This is a genomic window from Paraburkholderia sp. SIMBA_030, assembly GCF_046535245.1.
Lineage (GTDB): Bacteria > Pseudomonadota > Gammaproteobacteria > Burkholderiales > Burkholderiaceae > Paraburkholderia.
Genome location: NZ_JAWRXB010000011.1, coordinates 271,648 through 291,383, shown reverse-complemented (window position 1 = coordinate 291,383; position 19,736 = coordinate 271,648). Strand labels below are relative to the sequence as shown.

Genomic DNA, 19,736 nt, shown 5'->3' with positions numbered 1-19,736 from the left:
GCGAACCCGAGCGCCCGATACCCCATCATGCCTCACGTGCGCCCCGTATTGCGAACGGCCTTCGCGAGGCGCTTACGCGGCAGACAGCGCGATAGCGACGAACATAGTCCTTTACTTCATGGTGTGTTCCCCAGAGTTGCCACGCGTAATTGGGTGGGTCTGACCGCATATACGGGGAATACTTGCGACTGGATTCGAAAACGGGATGCTCGCGATGACGCACACTGATGTGTCCAAGCCTTGATGACCGACGAGTTGAGCGATTATCTCCCGGCGTCTCGCTTGTTTTGCGGCTGACAGTTCAATGGATGGTTGCGACACGCTTCACATAAGCGTCGACTTGCATGTCAATTAACGGTGTCACAAGCACTGCGACGGCTACGTCACCTGACGCGGGCAGCAACCCAGCAAATGCTGCGATGCCAGTCCCGCAAACCACCATGACAGAGATAGCAGCGACGGCGACAAGTGAAGAAGCACGCGTTGGACTAAAATTAGCGAAACCCAAGACACTCATGATGGCAATCTCCCGTTGGTGCAGCCGTCAGTTGCAACGACCGTGCCGACGGACAAAGTGGTTTCCGGGCTGCCATGCGAGCCGGGCTGTCTGGCTTGTGGGTGCCCCGCGTGAGGGGACGAAAGGACGACTCGATGTTGGGTTCGGACAAACGTTTCGGCTTATATGTTGCCTGCAAAGCCGACACTTGCAATCCGCGCGTTTGGAAGTGCCGCTGGCAGGGAAAATCGAGACAGTTCGCACGCGTGCGAGCCAAATAGGGCCTGCGTCGCTTGCCATACTTCGACGGTCGGGGCTGGCAAACCGCTGGACCGGGACATCGTCTTGAAAAATGAAGAGCCGCATCACTTTAGTCGCAGCCCTGGTTCCCGGCATCCTTTCTCGTTTGACGTCTCGCGGCGGCCCATCTTGAAGTTGCTTCTCATTCAGAAGACCGGCCATGGACTGCAGAGCGGTAGTGTGTGCATTTCTACAGCGGACACCTGTTTCTCGACCTGTCTGGCGGTACGATTGCGCTTCCTCGCTTCTACCTTGCGACACAGGTCAGAAAGCAGCCAACCGGCACCAACCTCCGGTTGGTTCATACAGTGTCGGGCGAACTTGGTCTCACGCTCGAAATAGACGATGACGGAACCTGCCACGATGCGGTAGGTTCCGGTGTACCTGATGCCTTCAAGTTCGACCCGGACCAGTCGTGTTCTATCGCATCGAGACTCGGCCACAGGCGACGTAGAGGGCAAAAAAATGACATCATCTGTAGGCTTCTCAAAGGTCAATTAAAAACGCGTGGCTTGCGAGATTGAGAGTTTTGACCAAAAGCGGGGCACAAACACCCCACCGCCTGAAGTCGTGCGCTGCTACTTCGTAGCAGCACGAGTCCTCAAGCTTTCCCGTACGCGCCTTGCGGCGAACAGCGGAACGTAGTCCATGATTCGTGCATCGCGCTTGTAGTCTTCGACGGCATTTGCATACAACTGCGCCACAAGGTCTTCCGCATTGTCAGTGGACTCAGCGATTTCATGCACGATTTTCTCCGGGTCTTCCGTCTTCATCGAGCGCTCCGGTAGTCAGAGTAGGAGAATTGAATTCAAGGACATGCCAACCACATAGGCCAATGAATTTCGCCAATGCGCGATGGTGCCCACAGACACCAAATCAATTTGCATCTGTCAGCCGGCCGTGAGCAGAGGAGCCTCACTAATCGCAACCTTGCACATTACGCGTGACGGTCCCGCCGCCTCACGTGAGCGGACCGACGGCTTCCTGTGTCTGAACGAACGGGCTGCAGCTGAACGCCTGCTAACGGTTAGAACGGCGGCGCTTATCCGCCTCAGCTTTCTTGCACGTATCGGTCGGGAGCCATCGGCAAGAATTTCCGGACGTTGGATATCGGGCGGAGCCGATTTGATTGCGCCATCAAAATAGACGACGACGGTCCCAGCCATCACGCGGTAGCTATCGTAGCGCAGCTTTTTTAACGGAGGTTGAAATGAACGTACCAGTCACCGAAGAGCAGATTCGGACACTCGCTTTTTATCTCTGGGAAAAGGATGGCAGCCCGGCGGGTCGGTCGGAAGAGTACTGGGACAAGGCACGTCGGCAACTGGAGGGCGAGAACGCTTCACCCGCCGCATCCGAGGGAGACGTTGCGATGTAGCTGTTTTCGGCGGCGACGTCGCAATGCCGGGGACGCTGTGGAAGACGATAGCGTTAGCAAATCCCGCCACTGTCGCAGTGGTTCCTGCCAGACGCACGGTTTGCCTCGCGCGGTTCTAGTGCTGCCGCGTTATTGGCCGGCGCATGCCTGCGGACGATGTTGCGAATACGATAGCGCCAGTGATTACTGGCCCCGCACTCGCGCCATGTCTACCGTACTTCTGGTCGACGACGAGGACGCCGAAACGCCCGCAGCCCGGCACTGATGCGCTGCCCCTTCAATCGACCGTCGGCGCGTCGGGGGCCTATGATGAAATGACCGAGGTGCGGGAATCGCGCCTCCTAACCCAGAGGAGTAAAAATCATGGCCAAGAAAGACACTGAATCCAGCGTTTACAGCGTCACTGAGATTATCGGCACCAGCCCGAATTCTTGGGAGGATGCCGCGAAGAATGCTGTGGAAACCGCTGCGAGTTCGCTGCGCGATTTGCGCGTTGCCGAGGTCTGCAAGCTGGACATGAGGGTCGATGGCGGCAAGGTCGTCGAGTATCGCGCGCGCGTATCTTTGTCATTCAAGTACGAAGCCTGAGGGGCGGCTCGCTGCGACGAGGCGCACCACGGCTGAAGAATCCGATACCTATCTTTTTTGCAACGCCCCCCAGTCCTGCGCAAAGAGCACACCCCACTCGCGCGGGGTGTAGGGCGAAGCAGGTGCGTCGGCATTAAGAGGGGCGGAGCCGTAGCAGGCTGTGCGTCGTCGCGTAGTCATGAGTTGACTACGTTCGCGAATCCTTCTCGGGCAACGCCTCGTCGTCAGGTTGCGCTCCATTGCGTGCCGGTCGCACTGCCCATGTGCGGAGGTGATGCGTCGCCGGATTCATGCTATGCGGCCAGATGCTCCGGGGTCATCTCCGGCAACGTCGGAGCAGGAGGAAATACTCTCCAGCAGCCGTCGTCATGCCGGAAGAAGAACAGCGCGAGCTTCTCTCCGTCGTGCATGGTCTCAACGCACACATAACGCTTTCCGCCCGAGGCAGTACGGTCAAACGCAGTGACCCTTGCGGCCCGCAGACGATTGAACCCAAGCCATTTTTCCACTACCAAACGTAAGGATTGCTCGCCGGTATGGGTCATTTTATCCTCGCAGTCCAGTGAGAAGGCGCATTCAGCTGCACGGTGCTCCGCTAGCCGTATCAACGCAACGTGCATGCCAACGATGCTCCTCAAGTAGACCTGTCGGGAGGCGCGCCACCGTGCAATCCTTTGTCCTTGCCGACCCTCGCTCGGGAAGATGCTGGGAGCGCGGCGCCTATTGTCAACGCGACAAAACCATACAGACCATCGACCCTTCCGGGAACGCCTTTTGCCAGATTATTTTGTTAGCATTCCCCTCCCGTTTGCCCGTGTCCACGATACTGCTGGTTGACGACGACTTTAAAATCCTGCACCCGCTTCGGATGCTTCTGGAAGCGGAAGGGTTTCGTGTAGTACTCGCTCGGGACGGTGAGACAGGCGCTACCGTGACTGCCAACGAGCATCCGGACCTCATCGTGACGGACTGGATGATGCCAGGTGTCGACGGTGTGACGTTCTGCCGGCGGTTGAAGGCCGACGCAGCTACGTCCCGCATTCCTGTAGTCATGCTGTCGGGTGCATTGCCGCCATCGCCGGCAGAGCGCTCAATGCCCATGCCGTTGTCGCGTATGGTGATGACCGCTTCCCGTGGGATTGAATCGCCTTCAGGTATCGTGCGGGGACCAGCATCTGGCTTCGTGTTCTCAGGCGCTCGGAGTAGTATGGTCATGTACACCTAACCACCAGGAGGAGAGGCCATGACTGCCTGTCAGAAATGTGGTGGCCAAGGAAAAATCAAGTGCGAAAAATGTGGCGGGACGGGAAAGGTGCAGATAACCGAAATCGAGACTGTTTCAGACATGTCTCGCACGTCCACCACCATCACGTGCCCAAAATGCGATGGAGAGCGGTGGCAGCTCTGCACACGATGTTACGGTTCCGGAGAAGTCCATGATAACGAGACCTCCGATATTTTCGACCCCGAAGGCAGAGATACTTGACTTTCTCAGGAGAACGCCAGGAAGACTCAATTGGCAGTTGCAAGTGCGATAGAACTGTTGATGTATGGACCCGCCGCATACCCCTGCTTTCTAGTAATGGGTACGGTGGGCCTTTACATCAAGCAACGGACCGCCTACTGTCGGCCGAACAGGGGCAACCGTTTGGCGGGCGTTCGAACGCATGTGTGCTGGCGACCTGCAGTTGTTGCCGGTCGAGCTGCCCAGGTTCCATCGTGCAGTTGTCCTGAGCCTGGACGCATCCCGGCATGGCCGCCCGCCACGCAGGCGAACGATGCATTGCTTGCCGCACTTGCTATCCGCAGGCGCATCCGCTTCCTTGACGTCGCTTCGGGCCCCGGCTACCTTGCAGCGGCAGCCGCTGCGCGAGGGGCCAATGTTCTTGACATTGACTTCGCAGCGGCCATGGTCGAACTGGCAACACGTCTTAACCCTGGGTGTGGACGCCAACACAACATCGACCCTCATGCCGACATTGGACTGGCCAGTCTGCCAATTGGAAAGAGGTTCCAGCCGCAACGATTCACGACCCGCTCGGGTGGGCCAGCCGAATTTCAGCATCCGGGTCAGACTGACGTCGGCGACATCAACGCTGGGTGCAACGTCGCGCGCGGGCGGCGTCGTTGCGGTGATGGCAGCGGGGTTGCACCGACTTGGGTCGCAACTGGTCGCTTTGCGCACGAGGGAGACCATCATGCGAGTTGCTACGAAAGGATTACTGCTATCGGCATTCATTTTGAGTTTGTCTGGCGCCGCCTAGCGCAGGGTGCGGGCACAAGCGGTGGCGGGGGCACTGGTGCAGGCCAGGGCGGCACCGGAATGGGAACGCCGAATGCAAACGGAACTACGGAGTCACCATCTGGCGCGTCGGGCGCAAACACGATGGGGAAGTCGGGCGACATGTCGCAAAAGCAGATGAAGCCGAAGATGCAGAAGAAGGGAGGAATGGATGCACCTGCTTCCGACAGTGGCGGCATGAAGAAGGCGTACTGACAGCGGTGCTGTTGCGGAAGCGTCCTGGGTAATTTGCAAGGCCGAGTTCCGGTCAGGAGTGTTATGCGGTAGCGTGAGGAAACCGGATAGCGTCCGGCACGTCGTGGGTCGGCGCACAGCGACAACGGAAGGACGCGCCGCGTGCATCGCGCCGCCGACCAGTTAGCCTGCAAGAGTTATGGCTGCGCCGGGCGGTCGACGGTGCGGCTCCTCCTCAGCGTCCGGTTTCCGTCAGGGCAGCCGGCTCTTTGGGTCAGTTCCGTTCCCGTCGGCCGCGGATTCTTCTTCGTCTATCTGGGCCCGAGCCTGCTTCCAATACTCGTCGGCGCGTCCCTCGGGGCTGCCGTCTTTTTCCCAGAGCTCATAGGCCCGCACACGAATCTTCTCGTCCCGCGAAACATTGTCCATTGCAGTCTCTCCAGTAGATTACGCACGAACAGCTACGCACGATGTCGCCCGGCCTACCGTTTCGACGGCGGAATGCGGTAGAGCCGACGCGCGAGCAAAAAGCCCCCCTCTGGCGAACGCATCAAAACGATTGGCATTTGCGTGCAACTCCTCAACTGCTGGGCTTCGTGTCCTTGAAAGTACGACGCCAGACGGACCGGGCATCGTACGATTCAAGGATGCAGACTTTTCCCTAGAGCCGGCGCGTGACTGCGACGGACTATATCGGGACAGACTGCAGGCATGGCTGCACGGTTCACTCGTCGCACAGGTCGTTACACGGCCCGGCATATCGAACATCCAGACTGGAGCCGTCCCTGAAAACGAGTCGCTTCACGGTTCCAAAATCCGTAACGCTCCGAACGGCATCGCGTTTTACGAAGACGCCTGGACGCTCGTCAGGCAGAACCAGTTGCATCAGCGCGCCGAATTTTTGCATGGCATCGAAAAAACTGGACTCGCGCGACGGCTCGGTCGCTCCTAACCAGTAGACGATGGCGGCGCAGGGATTCTGGGCATCGCGCGCGAGAAACCTCAGCCTTTGTTCGGTATGGATGTAGGACGACGGTTCGATATGTGGTACATCGCGCATTCGATTCTCCGTTGTCTGCCCCTGCGTATCACGGCGCTGACGCGTGACGTAGACCTCAGGCATTCAGGTCAACCCAGATGCGTCCCCAGCGGGTCGCATACCTCAACGCCTGCTCGTCGTCAAAGAAGTAGTCCAAAGCAGCGAACGTCTCCGGCGCACGGCCGGGCTTCTCGATAACAAGGTCTGCGGCATGCAGACCACTGTGCGCGGGACATGCCCTTGCGATAAGTCGGTAACCTCGATGTAACGTCGAAACGGCCGCCGTCATTGCGTTATCTCCATCACGTTTCTTCGTCCACGCCGAAGTGTTTGTGGCGCGTCACTGCAACGACACGACTTCGCTGCAGTTGCCAGCGCGGCAACCCACGTATTGGGATTTCATGTCGAACGAGCATTCTGCGGTAAACACGCGACAGCTAAAACCAGTGTTAACTCTACGTATTTTGACTCCACATGCAAGTTGTAGCCGGTGAGTTCACTGTCAGTCGGCAGGACCGGGGAAGGTAGCTGCCAGCGGCGTCGCGCGCTCTGCTATATGCGTTTCCATCCAGAAGCATCAAGGCGGAGTGCGGCTAGCTGTCGACGAGGCGCAGTTTGTGCCTCGCACCTTTGACCGTCGTAGCATCTACGAACAGGCGTTGTGGTATCAATTTCTCCGGGGCCTTCGCTGCTCGTGACAGAGTCGCACTTACTCATGATGGTATGCCTTGTTGACGATTTTCCAATCATCATCAAATTTAATCAGCGTTAAATAGTCCGTAAACCGCAACCCCTCATAAAGAACAACGACTTTCGCCATTGCGACGCGGCCCGTCACATCGGTAGAAACAATGCGCATGTCAAAAGCTTCGCCGCTTTCCGCAGGTTTCGGTGTGCTCTCAACTTCATTCATCCATTCCTCGAGGGAAAAGCGGGAAAACGGACCCTGGTAGTACCCGAACAGGTACGCGTCTGGATGAAACGCCCTCCGAAGGAGCGCGGTATCACCTCGATGCATTCCGTCGAAATAGCCCTGTATCGTCCTGCCGACGGCGCTTAACTCACTGGTAGCGTTCATGTCTTTTCTCCTGTTTCCTTGCCTGGAAAAACAAACGGAACTGCGTCGCCGCTGCCGGAGGACGACATCATTGATACTAGGCAAGCACGCAGGATTTTCAACTTTAAGCAGCGGAATAACCTCAGCACGGCATGCTCATTTGGAAGCGCGTTGCCGTCGACGGCCGCATCGGGCACGTTTTCAGGCGGAATCAAAACCCGTGTGGCATCGGCCTCCAAAAGATGAAAGGCTTCAGGAATACCTCAGACGTCAAGGCTGCATTTATACCAACGGGATTGGCCATCGAACGAGGATTCGCGACACTAGCGCGAATATCACTCTGCTCACGACGGCTGGAGGTTGTATGCAGTGAAAAGCGCGTTCCAGAATGGCGGGGCGACTTTCCCCTCAAGAGCTGAGGTAGCACCAGAGGCCGTCAGTGAGAAAAGTCTGCAGCGTGCAGCTTTATCGGCTCGGCCGAGCCCCTCAGTACTTTTCGTTCAACAGCCGCGGCAATCCGCTTGTGTCCATCCGTATAAGCCTTCAGAAGGCGAGCGTCGCTTGCGCCGATGGGCGCCCAGAAATACTGTTCGAGAACATCCCGAGTAATCGAACATTGCACCACACGCCCACGGGCGAATACGACAAACTCAACGAGTTTTCCGTCCGTTGAAACGTTGGCTTCTACGGTGAGTGTGGTGTCCATGACGGTATTGGTTCTTTGTTGACCTTGGCGGACCGGCTGTCCTTGGAGGAGGAGCGTCGAAGCGACGCTGCTACCTCACCCAGTTCGCCGGCTTTTGCGAGTTTCTTCACATGCGCAGTCGAGACGCTTTGAAACTTCGCAACTGGCTCTGCGGGCAGCCAGTCTGTACTTTCGTCAGTTGCACGCGCTTGCCCAGGAGATGTTCCGGGCAGAGGCGGCTCACTCGCGCGCAATACTGCGACGAGCGATGCCCGACGTTCGGACATCGACTTTCCGCCTGCGAGCAATTCCTGTTCAAAGGCCCGCTGGAGCAGCTCGGGGACCGCGTCGCTGAGCGCCTGCGACAGACAGTCGAGCGTTTGTTTTCTTGCGTCATCGAGAACCGTCGCTATCAGCGCCGCGAGTTCTTCCGTCAGCGCGGTGGCAATGAACGCGAGCTCCGGTTTCAGGTCGTCGCGTAGAGACGGAACTTCCGATGGGTTGATGCTGCTCAGTACAGACTTGCGCTTTGCGGCCATCGTGGGCTCCCGAAAGTCTGTCAATAGCATGCACCCGCCATGAGTCCGTGTGGGGGCCGTTGAAATATTAACAGCGCAACCAGCTCGCGACTTCGATGTCGCGGTGCGGCGGAAACTCCGCAGCGACGCCGGAGGAGGTGAACTCCACCTGCATATGCGAGCCTCTCTAGCGGTAGCCGAACGCATCGGGAGCTCCGACCTTGAGTCGGGTATTTCAAGCAGGCAAGGAGTCGATGCTTTCCAACAGTCTCTGCAGCCGTTGCTGCTGGTTTGGCAAAAGTCCCGGCGTTGCACCTGCCTGAAGAACCCGCTCACGCCAGTAAGTTCTGGAGAATAGAGAATCCGCTCCTTCCGCCCGCAGCACCCGCTCGAGATGGGCAATCGCGGGGTCGATATCGCGGAATGTGTAGGGGCTGATGCCCGTCGAAGTTCTGTTAGTGGCAGTCATTGCATGTGCCCTGATTTACCTGCTTTTCCTGTCCGGCCTGCGTACGGGACGAACGCCGGCATCTAACTAGTCTGCTATAAAAAGCGTAGCAATATAGGTCGCGTTTTGTCATCAATCAATGCAACAGGCAGGCCGCGGCGATGACCCGGTCACACGGAGCTAGCGCCGGCACATACTGTTAGCCGCCGGTCCCGGGCGGGAACACCTGCCATGCGCCGTCATCGTGCCGGAAGAAAAAAAGCCCAACCGAACCTTCCGGTCGCTGTGCATCCACGCGTACGTAACGCCCGCGGCTGGAGCCTGTGCGACCGAATCGGGTCACCCGAATCGGCGTCGCCGCAGTTGAGGTCAGCCATTTTTCAACCAGCGAACGCAGGGACCTTTCTGCCGTGTTCATCAGCTCCTCCTTCAGTCTCGTTGCCGTGCCCTGTGGCACCCGCCTCGATGCGCCCCAGCCGCGAGGAATGTGGTCGCTTCGCGTGATTGATACCGGGCGAAATCAAATGCAGCCAGGGCAGGCGACCTGCGCAACGCCGCACGAAAATTTAGGGCTAGGAAGACGGGCTTCGTGACGGCGGGCGAGGCGCACTGGTTGCCTCCAAGCGTTCCGAGCGCCACTGATGGCGACCCGCAAGCAAGGCGAGCGGGAGCCCGCTTGGAGGATTTGGCCTCAGTGAGCTACGACAAGACGCTATTACTTCTCATTGGCTTCGACAGGTGCTGCAAGCTGTCGAGTCCGCTTGGCCGGAACCGATGCCACCGTGCTGATATTGCTCTGCGCAGTCTCTACTGCCTGCTTTGCGGCCTTCCTCGCAGCTTCATACGTCGTGTTCGCCGTCTCGCTTGCCGTGGTGATGAACGTTTTCCATGCTGCCGCAGCGGTTTCGCTTCCTGCCGGCGCTTTCTTCGCGAGGCTGTCGACAAAAGCCAGCGCATCTTGCTGGTACTGCTTGAGTTGCGCTTCGGCGACGGCCGCGAATTCGGCTTGAGTGCTGGAGATAATTTCGTGAACGCGGCGCCAGTACGACTGTGTTTTTTCTATGGCGGGTTGAGCGTGGCTTGCCTGTTGTGCGAACAACGCGTGCGGCTCGCCGGCTGAAACCGCCTTGAGCAGGATTTCCCGATTTTCGGCGAGGCTTGATTTGACCGCTTGCACATTCAGCTCGGCCAGCTTTTCGACGCCGTCAAAGATTTTGTTCAGGAGGCCAAATGTTGTGTCAACGCTGGCTTTCTGCGCAGCGACGATTTGTTCCGGGGGAAGACTGCTCATCACTAAACTCCATAGAGGTGAAGCGACTAATGTCGAAAAGTCAGATGAATCAGATCGCGCTATATCAGCAGCAAAGGCTGGTGCACTGCAGCAATACCCATTCTATGGGGGAGTGAGTGGATGTCAACCACCGGTTCGATGGCAGCGCCGAGCGGCGCGTGAGAACATGGGCGAACGCCCTGCCAGTATTGAAAGAGACAGAAGTTTAGGGGAATACCCTAGCAACCTTTTCGGTTCCTCAGGACGTCACTAGTGACCTTTTAGTCAGATGTGTGCAGCGCCACAAAAGCGTCACGGCCCATCCGCCAGCGTTGCTTCGAGCATCGTGGAATTCGACGACGAGAGGCGTTGAATGCGCGACAGTTCGTTACCGGAAGCCCGGGGCGCAAGATTGATGTGGGCGCAACGATTTACTGTTTATATTTGACAGCGGTTTATTGGCGAAGGAATAGTTGTACATGTAACCATGTGCGAGTCTGGTCGCCATACAGCGCTGCGAGGGTTAACTATGACGTCATGAGGCCGTCATAACGTATACGTAGATTTGACCGGCAGCCGGAGAGCGTACTAAATTGCATAAAACATAATATCTGAGAGAAGTTTCATAAGATGAATCGTTACACTAATACTATCGGTCATCTCGAGCGCAGTGCCGAGAATGACCGCCTGAGACGCGCCGTGGCCGCACGCCTTGACAGGGCACTCAAACGCGGCAACATCAGCTCGGCACGCGCGGCCAAGTGGTTGGAAGTGAATGAATACGACGTGCAATATTGGCGAGGCGGAATCACCGTCCCGCCGCTGAACGCTTGTATGCGTCTCGCCACCCTTCTCAATCTCGATGTTCACTGGCTTTGCACCGGGCAGCCTCAGGTCGCCTGATTCGCATTTCGCGGGAATCGCGAGCCAAGGGAGTTTCTTTCCCGTTGATGCCCATACGCTCTGAAGTTCGCAGCTCGTCGGCATCGCTTTCGCAATGACGCCGCTGCGCGGATTTCTGATGCGGCACGGCAGGTGTTCCCGCAGAACCCGGGGGTATCGATGTGAAGGCACTAAAACGAAAAGGGGCGTTCGACGAAGCACCGCGCCTGAATGAATACGAGATGGAGTTGTCGAGAGGCGCCTCGCATATCGCGAGCATGCTGTACGAGCAAAGCATGCTCGCGGCGGTTAGGGAAACCATTCTGGAATTCGAGGCCTCGCACGGACGCGACGACCTGAGGACATTTGCGCATGCCCTTTTCAGAAGACTGGAACAACGCGGGAAGCCGGCTGCGGGCAAGGTGCTTCGGGAGTTCATAGAGCGTGGTCGTCTACCAGAGCGGACACTCAGCGCACCGACCAGACCTGTGCCTACTCGCAAGCCCGTCGCCCAAAAGTGGCGAAGTACTCAATCAGGGAAGGTTAGCGAGTGTGAAAACAGGTGAGGCTGCGTGAATGCAACCGAACAGCAAAGCGGAAAAGAGCCCCGTTTGAAGGGGTTGTCGCAACAGACGAACGACGTCGCAGCCGCTGTATTGCTGCTGGCAGGCTTGCACTGAAGCGAAAACGAGCAGGACTGCTTGATAACATGCATTGACCGCGCCTTGGGAACGGAGCCAGAGGCGGGCCGGGGAAACGGGAGGAAGCGAAGCTGCCGTTCTCATGGTAAAGGCGGTGGTCATGGAAAAAATAGTGTGGTGGATGGAAGCGGCAAAACAGGCGAGTCGGCCGAATTTTCAATCGCCAGGCGTCGCATGGTTATCCGGTTTGACATTGAGACGACAGGCATTAAAAACCGAGCACGTTAGCAGTCGAGGGTGTGACTTACCAGGCAAAAATAGGGTGGTCCTTTAACCGCAGCAAGAACCGGGAGTAGAACATGTCAAAGCGAATCGCTTACGTAACCGGTGGTATGGGGGGGATTGGAACAGCGATATGCCAGCGGCTTTACACCGACGGGCTGACCGTTGTGGCGGGATGCGGGCCCAACTCGCCGAGACGGGAGCGGTGGCTGGCCGAGCAGGCCGCGCTCGGATTCTCCTTTATCGCCTCCGAGGGCAATGTCGGCGACTGGGAGTCGACGGAAGCCGCTTTTGCGAAGGTAAAGAAGGAGGTCGGTGAGATTGATGTGCTGGTGAACAATGCCGGTATTACGCGGGACGGCGTGTTTCGCAAGATGTCACGTGAGAACTGGAACGATGTCATCGACACGAACCTGACGAGCCTCTTCAATGTGACCAAGCAGGTCATCGAAGCGATGGTCAGCAAGCAGTGGGGCCGCATCATCAACATCTCGTCGGTCAACGGGCAGAAAGGGCAGTTCGGCCAGACCAACTACTCGACGGCGAAGGCGGGCATTCACGGCTTCACGATGTCGCTGGCGCAAGAGGTGGCGACGAAGGGCGTCACGGTGAATACAGTTTCGCCCGGCTATATCGGAACGGATATGGTTCGTGCCGTGCGCCCCGAGGTACTGGACGCAATCGTGCAGAGCATCCCGGTACGCCGTCTCGGGGAGGCTAAGGAAATTGCCTCGATTGTCTCATGGCTTGCCAGCGACGAAGCGGCCTTCGCGACAGGGGCAGATTTCTCGTTGAACGGTGGCCTGCACATGAGCTAGCAACCGCCGACGCCTGAACCGGCACGAAAGCGGCTGTCCCCGGCGCTCGCGGCAGAGCGCCGGGGACGCGGAAGCGCCTCGTGCGCGATGCTTTTTGCGCTGCACTTATTCCTCGACGACACGCAGATATTCAGAGACGTCCCGCGCCTGGCGCGCACCCAGATTGACCTGAGGCACCGGACCTCCCGTAGGGACAGTACGCCACGAACTTCACCCACACTCATGGAGACCCATATGTGCGATGTGCAATGCATCGAACCATCTTCATACCCCGTTAGGTCAAGGACACTGCGTTTTCTTGCGCGCGATGGTCAGCTCGCCGCCCGGTGCGACCACTTCGGGTTCAACGTTCCTTCAAATTAATGCTTCAACGCCTTCGACTTCGTCGCATTCTCGACTGCCCGGTCTGCCGCTTCGCTCGCCACTGATGCGGCTTTCGTCGCGGCGTCCAGGTTACTTTGCGCGACTTCGACGGCCTGCTTCGTTGCCTTTTGCACGCTTTCCTGAGCCGTGCTGGCCAGCGTGACAGCTTGTTTCAGAAAAGCGATTGCGGCTTCGGAGCCCACCGGGGTGTTTTGCGCGAGATTTTCGACGAACGATTGAACCTGGCGGCTCACCGCCTGGTACCGCGCATTGACGACCTCTGCCAGCTGCGTTTGCGTGGTCGTCGCAATCTCGGCAACCTGACGTTCGTACGTCAGAACCTTCTCGGCCGAGGGCAGCGCCAGCGTGTCTTGCAGCCCGGTAACTTCCTGTCTGTCCTGTTTTGCCAGCCCGTCTTGCGCGCGTTGGTACCAATCGGCAAGCGTCGTTTTCGCCGTATCGAGATTCAGTCTCACGAGCTTTTCCTCGCCCTCCAGCATGCTGCCGGCCAGGCCGAAGAAGAAGTCAAGATTAGCTCGCTGGGCTGCAGCAGCTTGTCCTTGAAAATCAGCCATGTTCACCTCCTGAAAATGGATGCCCAATGCCCAGCATGTTCGGCAACGGTGACCAACTGATGAAGCGCGTCGTATCGAAGCTCCTGTGTCGGCTTCATTTTCGACACTGGCTCCGCAGGCGTATGGGTCTCAGCCGCGATTGCCCGTACAACATCCTCCGCGCTGGGCTGCGTAAGGGTGCTCTGCGGGCGTCGACAGGTGCAGGAACTGCCAAACGACGAAGATTCCATTACAGGACGGTAGCGGTCGGGGTGCCAATTGAATCGGCCTATCTGGAGCATCCTTGAAGTAGTGTTTTTTCTCGCCGCCACCGACTGGATGTGTCTGCGCCCCTTATTGCGATGACAGTTTCGCCGGCGACCATCATCGCGATGGGTGACGACGTCGATTTCGCCAGTGGAACTTCCCGGACCCGCTGGCGACAAAAACACGTGATGCCAAACAGGACCTTTGAACAGGTCTTCGACAGACCCTTCGTCGTGCGAGCGTTTTCATTGAGCGCCTGCTTCACTCGAAGAAAGCGGCGGAGTGACTTCTGGCCGTGTACGGAACAGCGAAAACGGCATCCGTGTCGATTACAGGGGGCATTTAAAGCGTTAACTCAGAGCGGGGACGACGCGCAGCAACGGGCGTTCAGGCGCAGTGAAGCCCACGCGAACGACGTGCCAGCCCTGGTGATGGCGTTCGACTGCAAGCATCACCCCTTCGTAGCCTGAAGTACATAGGTTTGGTCAGGATGAGTTACACGGAGCATTGCACGCCATGAATCGTCGTCTGAACCTTGACGTACATCTGCAAAGCACTCTCAACCACAACGGCTCCAGGCGCGCCTTTGCGGCACGGCTGGACATGACCATCAAGCGCGCAAAGGTGACCTCCGGTCGGGTGGCCAGGTCACTCGGCGTCGCCGAACACGAGGTGGCCTTTTGGCGTGCCGGCGTTACCGTTCCGAAGAGTGCGGATTGTGAGCGCCTTTCAGAACTTCTCGACGTGGACGTCGCCTGGCTATGCGCAGGTCAGGCGTAAGCCACAGCATGTCATCGCAGTCTCATCGGACACGGCCTCGCACGTGGTCCGGCTTGTCGCCACTCACCGGCACCCCGGTCGGCTCACGTGCCTGGCCACTGCCATTGACCGGCAGCACGGTCGAAATGGCATGTTTGAATACAAGTTGCACGGCTGGGCCAGACTCCAGCAGAACTGCAAACTGGTCAAAGGCGGCCAGTTGACCGCTCAGCCTGATGCCGTTCACGAGGAACACGTTTACAGCGGTCTTGTCGTTCACGAGCATCTGCAAAAAATCGTCTTGTACGTCTGGGCGCGCGGTCATGTTCGAGGTCAAAGCGAGAGGTCATTCGATTGTACCGGCGATACCTGAAGCCGCCAGCCGGTCCGGAGGAACTGTGTTACTGCGACTCCAGGGCGTCGAGGCGCGCTTCCGCAATCTCGCCCGGGTGCTGGAGTGGTACGCGTTTAGCAACTGGAAGCATAGGGCAGCGCGACGGATGAAGGTGGCCGGATGGCCGGCGCAGAGATTCTGAGCCAGTCCGCGGCGCGCTCATCGCTGCAGCGGGTCAGCTCTGGAAGCAGTTCCGGTTGCGCTTGACGAGAACGCGTGGGTCGTCCTGGCTTGATAGTTGTGACAAGAGTGCATGCCGGGCGCAGACGCTGTATTGCCCGCGTCGTCGACGCAGGCTGCTGGATTCAATTCGGTGAGACGTTGGCGGGCCCGCGCGAAATCAGTTTAGCGTTATTCGAAGGAGGCGAATGCGGAGTGTGAGTCTGCATCACCTGTGTTTTCGTAAACTGAAGCGCAGCGCTCGCCAGAAGCTGGCGTCCAGTTGGAATGATTTGAGCCCCGATAACTATCCCCAGCAATCCCACGAGGGCCACCATTGGCGGCGCCGGCGAGCGTACACGAATCAGACTGTATATCGCGCCGGCGAGAATGCCACCAAGGAGCGAGAGAACATAAGGTTTCATTGGCAGAAAATTCCTCGGATTCGCGTATCAACGCGTTCGATGGCCGTCGCGAACTATGTGCATTCAGGTAATAGTCTTGGTCATTGCGCTGAAAGTGCGCTGAAAGGCCCGCACCGGAATGATGATTCCGGGTGCGAGCCTCGCATTTCGGCCCAGGATGCGTCACCCTGTCAGGTCTTCGCCGGGACCGGGGCGAGAGACTCGTGTTTCGTTTCGGTGCGCTGGGGTGCCTTATGAACCATGGTGTAGGCGTAATCGACGCCCATCCCGTATCCGCCGGAATGTTCCTTCACGATTTTCATCACGTCGTCATAGGTTTCTTTGCGGGCCCAGTCACGCTGCCATTCGAGCATCACCTGTTGCCACGTCACGGGCACGACGCCGGCCTGGATCATGCGCTGCATCGCATAGTCATGTCCGTGCTGCGACGTGCCACCCGAGGCGTCTTCGACCATGTAGATTTCGTAGCCGCCTTCGAGCATCGCGCAGAGAGCGAACGTCGTGTTGCAGACCTCCGTCCACAGGCCGGCGACGACGACCTTGTTCCGGCCGTGTTTCTTGAGTGCGTCGCGGACCTTCTGGTCGTCCCACGAGTTCATCGAGGTTCGCTCGAGAGTGGGCTGGTCCGGGAACACGTCGAGCAGCTCCGGGTACGTGAAGCCGGAGAAGCTTTCGCTCTCGACCGTCGTGATAATCGTCGGGATGTTGAATGTCTTCGCCGCCTTCGCCAGTCCTACGACGTTGTTCTTCAATACTTGCCGGTCGATTGACTGGACGCCAAAGGCCATCTGAGGCTGTTGGTCGATAAAGATGATTTGGCTGTTGGTCGGAGTCAGTACTTCCAGTTTCTCTTGGCTCATGATGCCATCCGTTCGTATGAGGTTTTAACAAAACGTCGCGCCAGATTTGAGCGCCGGAAGAGCCACTCGCGTTGCTCTAATGAAGCCAATAACGACGGGTCTCTCGCTGGAGAAAAAACATGACCAATGTCGTCTCGTGGTCCCAGAGAAGCATAGTCCACATTGCCTGGATGTGAAGTTAGGGATGGCGATACCAGGGACTTATTTATGGGTTCCATGCAATAAGATGCTTTTCTTTGGAGATGGAAAGTCATAAGCTGCGAGGGACTCGTTGTCCTTCAATAGCCGGTTTTTCGTTATGTTTTCGGTCAGTATGTGTATTGCCCGGAGGATTGCATCCGTCGTGCTGGTGCGCGTACTGTGATGCCACGTCATCTGTCGTTGCAAGATGGGGCGACACTTTTCGAAGCCAGTTCATCGAATACGTGTAGGTTGCTTGCGGCGTACTGGAGGAGGGTTGGTCGATGAAAGCGTATGTGTTTTCGCTGCTGGCTGGAATCCTGGTAGGCGTGGTCTATAGCTTGATTGGCGTGCCGTCACCAGCGCCTCCTATCGTCGCCCTGGTGGGCCTTTTAGGCATACTCGCGGGCGAACAAATTTTCCCGGTTGCAAAAAAGATGCTTTCCGGAGCCAACTTTCGCGTGGCCTGGAGGGAGGAGCATTGCAATCAACACCTGTTTGGGTCTTTGCCTGGCCGGAACTCCGGAGGACCTCGGCCCATCGCGGGAGTATCGTCTGAGGAGAACCGTTCATGACGTCTCATCAAGATACGCCGGACTTGATTCTTATTAATGGCCGGTTCACGACATTAGATAAATCGAAGCCAACTGCCACTGCGGTTGCTATCAAGGACGGTAAATTCATTGCCGTCGGCGGCGACAGCGAGATAAGTCAACTCAAGTCCGATAGCACGCGCACCGTCGACCTGAAGGGACGCTCAGCTGTCCCGGGGTTAATCGACAACCATCTTCACATCATCCGTGGCGGGCTGAATTTCAACATGGAGCTTCGGTGGGATGGTGTGCGCTCACTGGCGACTGCCATGGAGATGCTCAAGGCGCAGGTTGCTATCACGCCGCCGCCACAATGGGTACGTGTCGTCGGTGGATTCACGGAGCACCAGTTCGACGAGCGTCGTTTGCCGAGCATCGAGGAGCTGAACGCCGCAGCACCAGACACACCGGTTTTTATGCTTCACCTCTACGACCGCGCGCTGCTGAACGCCGCGGCGTTGCGAGTGGTGGGCTACACGAAGGACACGCCTGAGCCCCCTGGAGGCGAGATTGTGCGTGATAGCGCGGGCAATCCGACAGGGTTGCTCCTGGCGAAGCCCAACGCGGCCATCCTTTATGCGACGTTGGCAAAGGGGCCAAAGCTTCCTCCCGAATATCAGCTGAACTCGACGCGGCATTTCATGCGCGAGCTGAATAGATTGGGCGTCACCGGAGCCATTGATGCCGGTGGCGGTTTTCAGAACTTCCCCGAGGACTACGAGGTCGTCCAGAAGCTTGACGCTGAGGGACTGCTGACCATCAGGCTGGCCTACAACCTGTTCACTCAAAAGCCCAAGGGTGAGAAGGAAGACTTCCTCAACTGGACGAAGACGTCGAAGTATAAGGACGGGAACGACTACTTCCGGCACAACGGTGCAGGCGAGATGCTCACGTTCTCCGCGGCGGACTTCGAGGACTTCAGGGTGGCGCGCCCGGACATGCCTCCGGAAATGGAAGGCGACCTCGAAGGCGTCATCCGCGTGCTCGTTGAGAATCGCTGGCCGTGGCGCATGCATGCGACGTACGACGAGACCATCAGTCGTGCGCTCGACGTGTTCGAAAAGGTAAACCGCGATATACCCCTTGCCGGCCTGAGCTGGTTCTTCGACCACGCGGAAACGATTACAGAAAAGTCGATGGACCGTATCGCTGCTCTCGGTGGGGGGATTGCGGTCCAGCATCGGATGGCGTACCAGGGCGAGTATTTCGTCGAGCGATATGGTGAGAAAGCTGCTGAGGGCACGCCTCCAGTTTCGCGAATGCTCGAGAAGGGGATTCACACATCGGCGGGGACCGACGCGACTCGAGTTGCGTCCTACAACCCGTGGGTCTCCCTGTCGTGGCTGGTGACCGGCAAGACTGTCGGCGGCCTGCGCATTTATCCCCAGCGCAACTGTCTGGACCGTGAGACGGCCCTGCGCATGTGGACCGAGAAGGTCACCTGGTTCTCGAATGAAGTCGGCAAGAAAGGGCAGATTGCAGTTGGTCAGCTCGCGGACCTTATCGTCCCTGACCGCGACTTCTTTGCCTGCGCCGGGGATGACATCGCTGGCACGTCGTCCTTGCTTACAGTTGTAGGAGGCAAGGTTGTGTATGCGACTGGCGAATTCGCCTTGCTGGACGATTGTCCGCCTCCTCCGGCGATGCCTGACTGGTCACCAGTGCGCAAGTATGGCGGGTTTGCCGCGTGGAAGCAGGGCGACGCGTCCGGTGCTCCGCTGCAACAGGTTGCGTCCGCAGCATGTGACTGCGCGCGAGCTTGCGGCATACACGGACACGACCATCGACGCGCTTGGCTCAGCAATGCGCCGACATCGGACTACAAGGGCTTTTGGGGAGCGCTGGGATGCGCGTGCTGGGCGGTCTAGAACGGGGGCCATTGGTGGACAGTCCATCCTGGGTCGCGGCGCTACTGCGTCAACCGTGGGTAATGCCACTGGTCCGCATCTGTCTCGTTTCAGCGTACCTCATTGGCGGCGTCACCAAGTTGTTGCATTTCGATGCTGCGGTCGCTGAGCAGGTGCACGTCGGTCTCCACCCGGGGCGGCTCTGGGCTGCAATGGCAGTTTTCGTGGAGATAGCCGGCTCCCTGTGCGTTATCTTCAACAGGTTCACCTGGCTCGGAGCGGGAGGGCTGGCTGCATTGACGGTGGTGGCGATGCTCGTGGCGAACAACTTCTGGCGTCTGGACGGTGTGGCGCGCTTCATTGCGTTGAACAGCTTCTTCGAACACCTCGGGCTTATTGGCGCCTTCGTAATGGTCACCTATCTGGCCAGCGGTGAGCGACGCTCTCGCGTCTAAAA

General features: G+C 58.1%; 24 protein-coding genes. 10 read left to right on the top strand and 14 right to left on the bottom strand.

Annotated elements, in window-relative coordinates; genetic code table 11:
- Positions 1-1,374 precede the first annotated feature (1,374 nt).
- Positions 1,375-1,569, bottom strand: a complete 195-nt coding sequence (locus SB772_RS20945) for a DUF3562 domain-containing protein (RefSeq protein ID WP_410835114.1) — start codon at positions 1,567-1,569, stop codon at positions 1,375-1,377.
- Between the two features lie 437 nt (positions 1,570-2,006).
- On the opposite strand from SB772_RS20945, the gene SB772_RS20940 reads away from it, so the two are divergent.
- Positions 2,007-2,174 (top strand): DUF2934 domain-containing protein, encoded by a 168-nt coding sequence (locus tag SB772_RS20940; protein ID WP_410835113.1) that lies wholly within the window; start codon positions 2,007-2,009, stop codon positions 2,172-2,174.
- A gap of 363 nt (positions 2,175-2,537) precedes the next feature.
- Positions 2,538-2,762 (top strand): dodecin family protein, encoded by a 225-nt coding sequence (locus SB772_RS20935; RefSeq protein ID WP_410835112.1) that lies wholly within the window; start codon positions 2,538-2,540, stop codon positions 2,760-2,762.
- A gap of 293 nt (positions 2,763-3,055) precedes the next feature.
- On the opposite strand, the gene SB772_RS20930 is transcribed toward SB772_RS20935, so the two are convergent.
- Complete coding sequence (locus tag SB772_RS20930) at positions 3,056-3,307, bottom strand: hypothetical protein (protein WP_410835111.1); 252 nt, start codon at positions 3,305-3,307, stop codon at positions 3,056-3,058.
- A 119-nt stretch (positions 3,308-3,426) separates the two neighbouring features.
- On the opposite strand from SB772_RS20930, the gene SB772_RS20925 reads away from it, so the two are divergent.
- Together SB772_RS20925 and SB772_RS20920 are read left to right on the top strand one after the other, a co-directional pair.
- On the top strand, positions 3,427-3,987 hold the full coding sequence (locus SB772_RS20925; protein ID WP_410835110.1) for a response regulator: 561 nt from the start codon (positions 3,427-3,429) through the stop codon (positions 3,985-3,987).
- A gap of 558 nt (positions 3,988-4,545) precedes the next feature.
- Entirely contained in the window at positions 4,546-5,259 is a 714-nt protein-coding gene (locus tag SB772_RS20920; protein WP_410835109.1) for a class I SAM-dependent methyltransferase, read from the top strand.
- 231 nt (positions 5,260-5,490) lie between these two features.
- On the opposite strand, the gene SB772_RS20915 is transcribed toward SB772_RS20920, so the two are convergent.
- From SB772_RS20915 to phaP (SB772_RS20880), 8 genes are all read right to left on the bottom strand, one after another.
- On the bottom strand, positions 5,491-5,667 hold the full coding sequence (locus SB772_RS20915; protein WP_410835108.1) for a DUF2934 domain-containing protein: 177 nt from the start codon (positions 5,665-5,667) through the stop codon (positions 5,491-5,493).
- A 295-nt stretch (positions 5,668-5,962) separates the two neighbouring features.
- Complete coding sequence (locus SB772_RS20910; protein WP_410835107.1) at positions 5,963-6,298, bottom strand: hypothetical protein; 336 nt, start codon at positions 6,296-6,298, stop codon at positions 5,963-5,965.
- A gap of 688 nt (positions 6,299-6,986) precedes the next feature.
- Positions 6,987-7,355, bottom strand: coding sequence for a nuclear transport factor 2 family protein (locus SB772_RS20905; RefSeq protein WP_410835106.1), 369 nt, complete (start codon positions 7,353-7,355; stop codon positions 6,987-6,989).
- Between the two features lie 415 nt (positions 7,356-7,770).
- A complete protein-coding gene (locus SB772_RS20900; RefSeq protein ID WP_410835105.1) occupies positions 7,771-8,040 on the bottom strand; it encodes a DUF1488 family protein in 270 nt (89 codons plus the stop codon).
- A complete protein-coding gene (locus tag SB772_RS20895) occupies positions 8,019-8,558 on the bottom strand; it encodes a hypothetical protein (RefSeq protein WP_410835104.1) in 540 nt (179 codons plus the stop codon). The genes SB772_RS20900 and SB772_RS20895 overlap by 22 nt, the downstream gene beginning before the upstream one ends.
- A gap of 214 nt (positions 8,559-8,772) precedes the next feature.
- Entirely contained in the window at positions 8,773-9,006 is a 234-nt protein-coding gene (locus SB772_RS20890) for a hypothetical protein (protein WP_410835103.1), read from the bottom strand.
- 178 nt (positions 9,007-9,184) lie between these two features.
- Positions 9,185-9,403: a hypothetical protein gene (locus tag SB772_RS20885; protein WP_410835102.1), complete on the bottom strand. Its 219-nt coding sequence runs from the start codon at positions 9,401-9,403 to the stop codon at positions 9,185-9,187.
- A gap of 297 nt (positions 9,404-9,700) precedes the next feature.
- The gene (gene phaP / locus SB772_RS20880) at positions 9,701-10,276 is read right to left on the bottom strand and encodes a TIGR01841 family phasin (protein ID WP_410835101.1); all 576 of its coding nucleotides are present in this window, start codon (positions 10,274-10,276) and stop codon (positions 9,701-9,703) included.
- A 609-nt stretch (positions 10,277-10,885) separates the two neighbouring features.
- On the opposite strand from phaP (SB772_RS20880), the gene SB772_RS20875 reads away from it, so the two are divergent.
- Together SB772_RS20875 and SB772_RS20870 are read left to right on the top strand one after the other, a co-directional pair.
- Positions 10,886-11,158, top strand: a complete 273-nt coding sequence (locus tag SB772_RS20875) for an XRE family transcriptional regulator (RefSeq protein WP_410835100.1) — start codon at positions 10,886-10,888, stop codon at positions 11,156-11,158.
- A 979-nt stretch (positions 11,159-12,137) separates the two neighbouring features.
- Positions 12,138-12,878, top strand: coding sequence for a 3-ketoacyl-ACP reductase (locus tag SB772_RS20870; protein ID WP_410835099.1), 741 nt, complete (start codon positions 12,138-12,140; stop codon positions 12,876-12,878).
- 359 nt (positions 12,879-13,237) lie between these two features.
- Here SB772_RS20870 and phaP (SB772_RS20865) read toward each other — a convergent pair whose 3' ends face one another.
- Entirely contained in the window at positions 13,238-13,816 is a 579-nt protein-coding gene (phaP, locus tag SB772_RS20865; RefSeq protein ID WP_410835098.1) for a TIGR01841 family phasin, read from the bottom strand.
- A 762-nt stretch (positions 13,817-14,578) separates the two neighbouring features.
- Here phaP (SB772_RS20865) and SB772_RS20860 point away from each other — a divergent pair.
- Entirely contained in the window at positions 14,579-14,842 is a 264-nt protein-coding gene (locus SB772_RS20860; protein WP_410835097.1) for an XRE family transcriptional regulator, read from the top strand.
- A gap of 22 nt (positions 14,843-14,864) precedes the next feature.
- On the opposite strand, the gene hfq is transcribed toward SB772_RS20860, so the two are convergent.
- From hfq to SB772_RS20845, 3 genes are all read right to left on the bottom strand, one after another.
- Positions 14,865-15,146, bottom strand: a complete 282-nt coding sequence (gene hfq / locus SB772_RS20855; protein ID WP_410835124.1) for an RNA chaperone Hfq — start codon at positions 15,144-15,146, stop codon at positions 14,865-14,867.
- Between the two features lie 374 nt (positions 15,147-15,520).
- A complete protein-coding gene (locus SB772_RS20850) occupies positions 15,521-15,799 on the bottom strand; it encodes a DUF1427 family protein (protein WP_410835096.1) in 279 nt (92 codons plus the stop codon).
- A 170-nt stretch (positions 15,800-15,969) separates the two neighbouring features.
- The gene (locus tag SB772_RS20845) at positions 15,970-16,659 is read right to left on the bottom strand and encodes a hydrolase (protein ID WP_410835095.1); all 690 of its coding nucleotides are present in this window, start codon (positions 16,657-16,659) and stop codon (positions 15,970-15,972) included.
- 464 nt (positions 16,660-17,123) lie between these two features.
- Between SB772_RS20845 and SB772_RS20840 the strand changes: the two genes are divergently transcribed.
- Genes SB772_RS20840 through SB772_RS20830 form a run of 3 tightly spaced genes read left to right on the top strand, consistent with a single transcriptional unit; the run spans position 17,124 to position 19,734 of the window.
- A complete protein-coding gene (locus SB772_RS20840; protein WP_410835094.1) occupies positions 17,124-17,414 on the top strand; it encodes a XapX domain-containing protein in 291 nt (96 codons plus the stop codon).
- Positions 17,411-19,300, top strand: coding sequence for an amidohydrolase (locus tag SB772_RS20835; protein ID WP_410835093.1), 1,890 nt, complete (start codon positions 17,411-17,413; stop codon positions 19,298-19,300). The genes SB772_RS20840 and SB772_RS20835 overlap by 4 nt, the downstream gene beginning before the upstream one ends.
- Positions 19,279-19,734 carry a DoxX family protein gene (locus SB772_RS20830; RefSeq protein ID WP_410835092.1) on the top strand — a complete coding sequence of 152 codons (456 nt, stop codon included), beginning with the start codon at positions 19,279-19,281 and terminating at the stop codon, positions 19,732-19,734. Before SB772_RS20835 ends, SB772_RS20830 begins: the two co-directional genes overlap by 22 nt.
- Positions 19,735-19,736 lie beyond the last annotated feature (2 nt).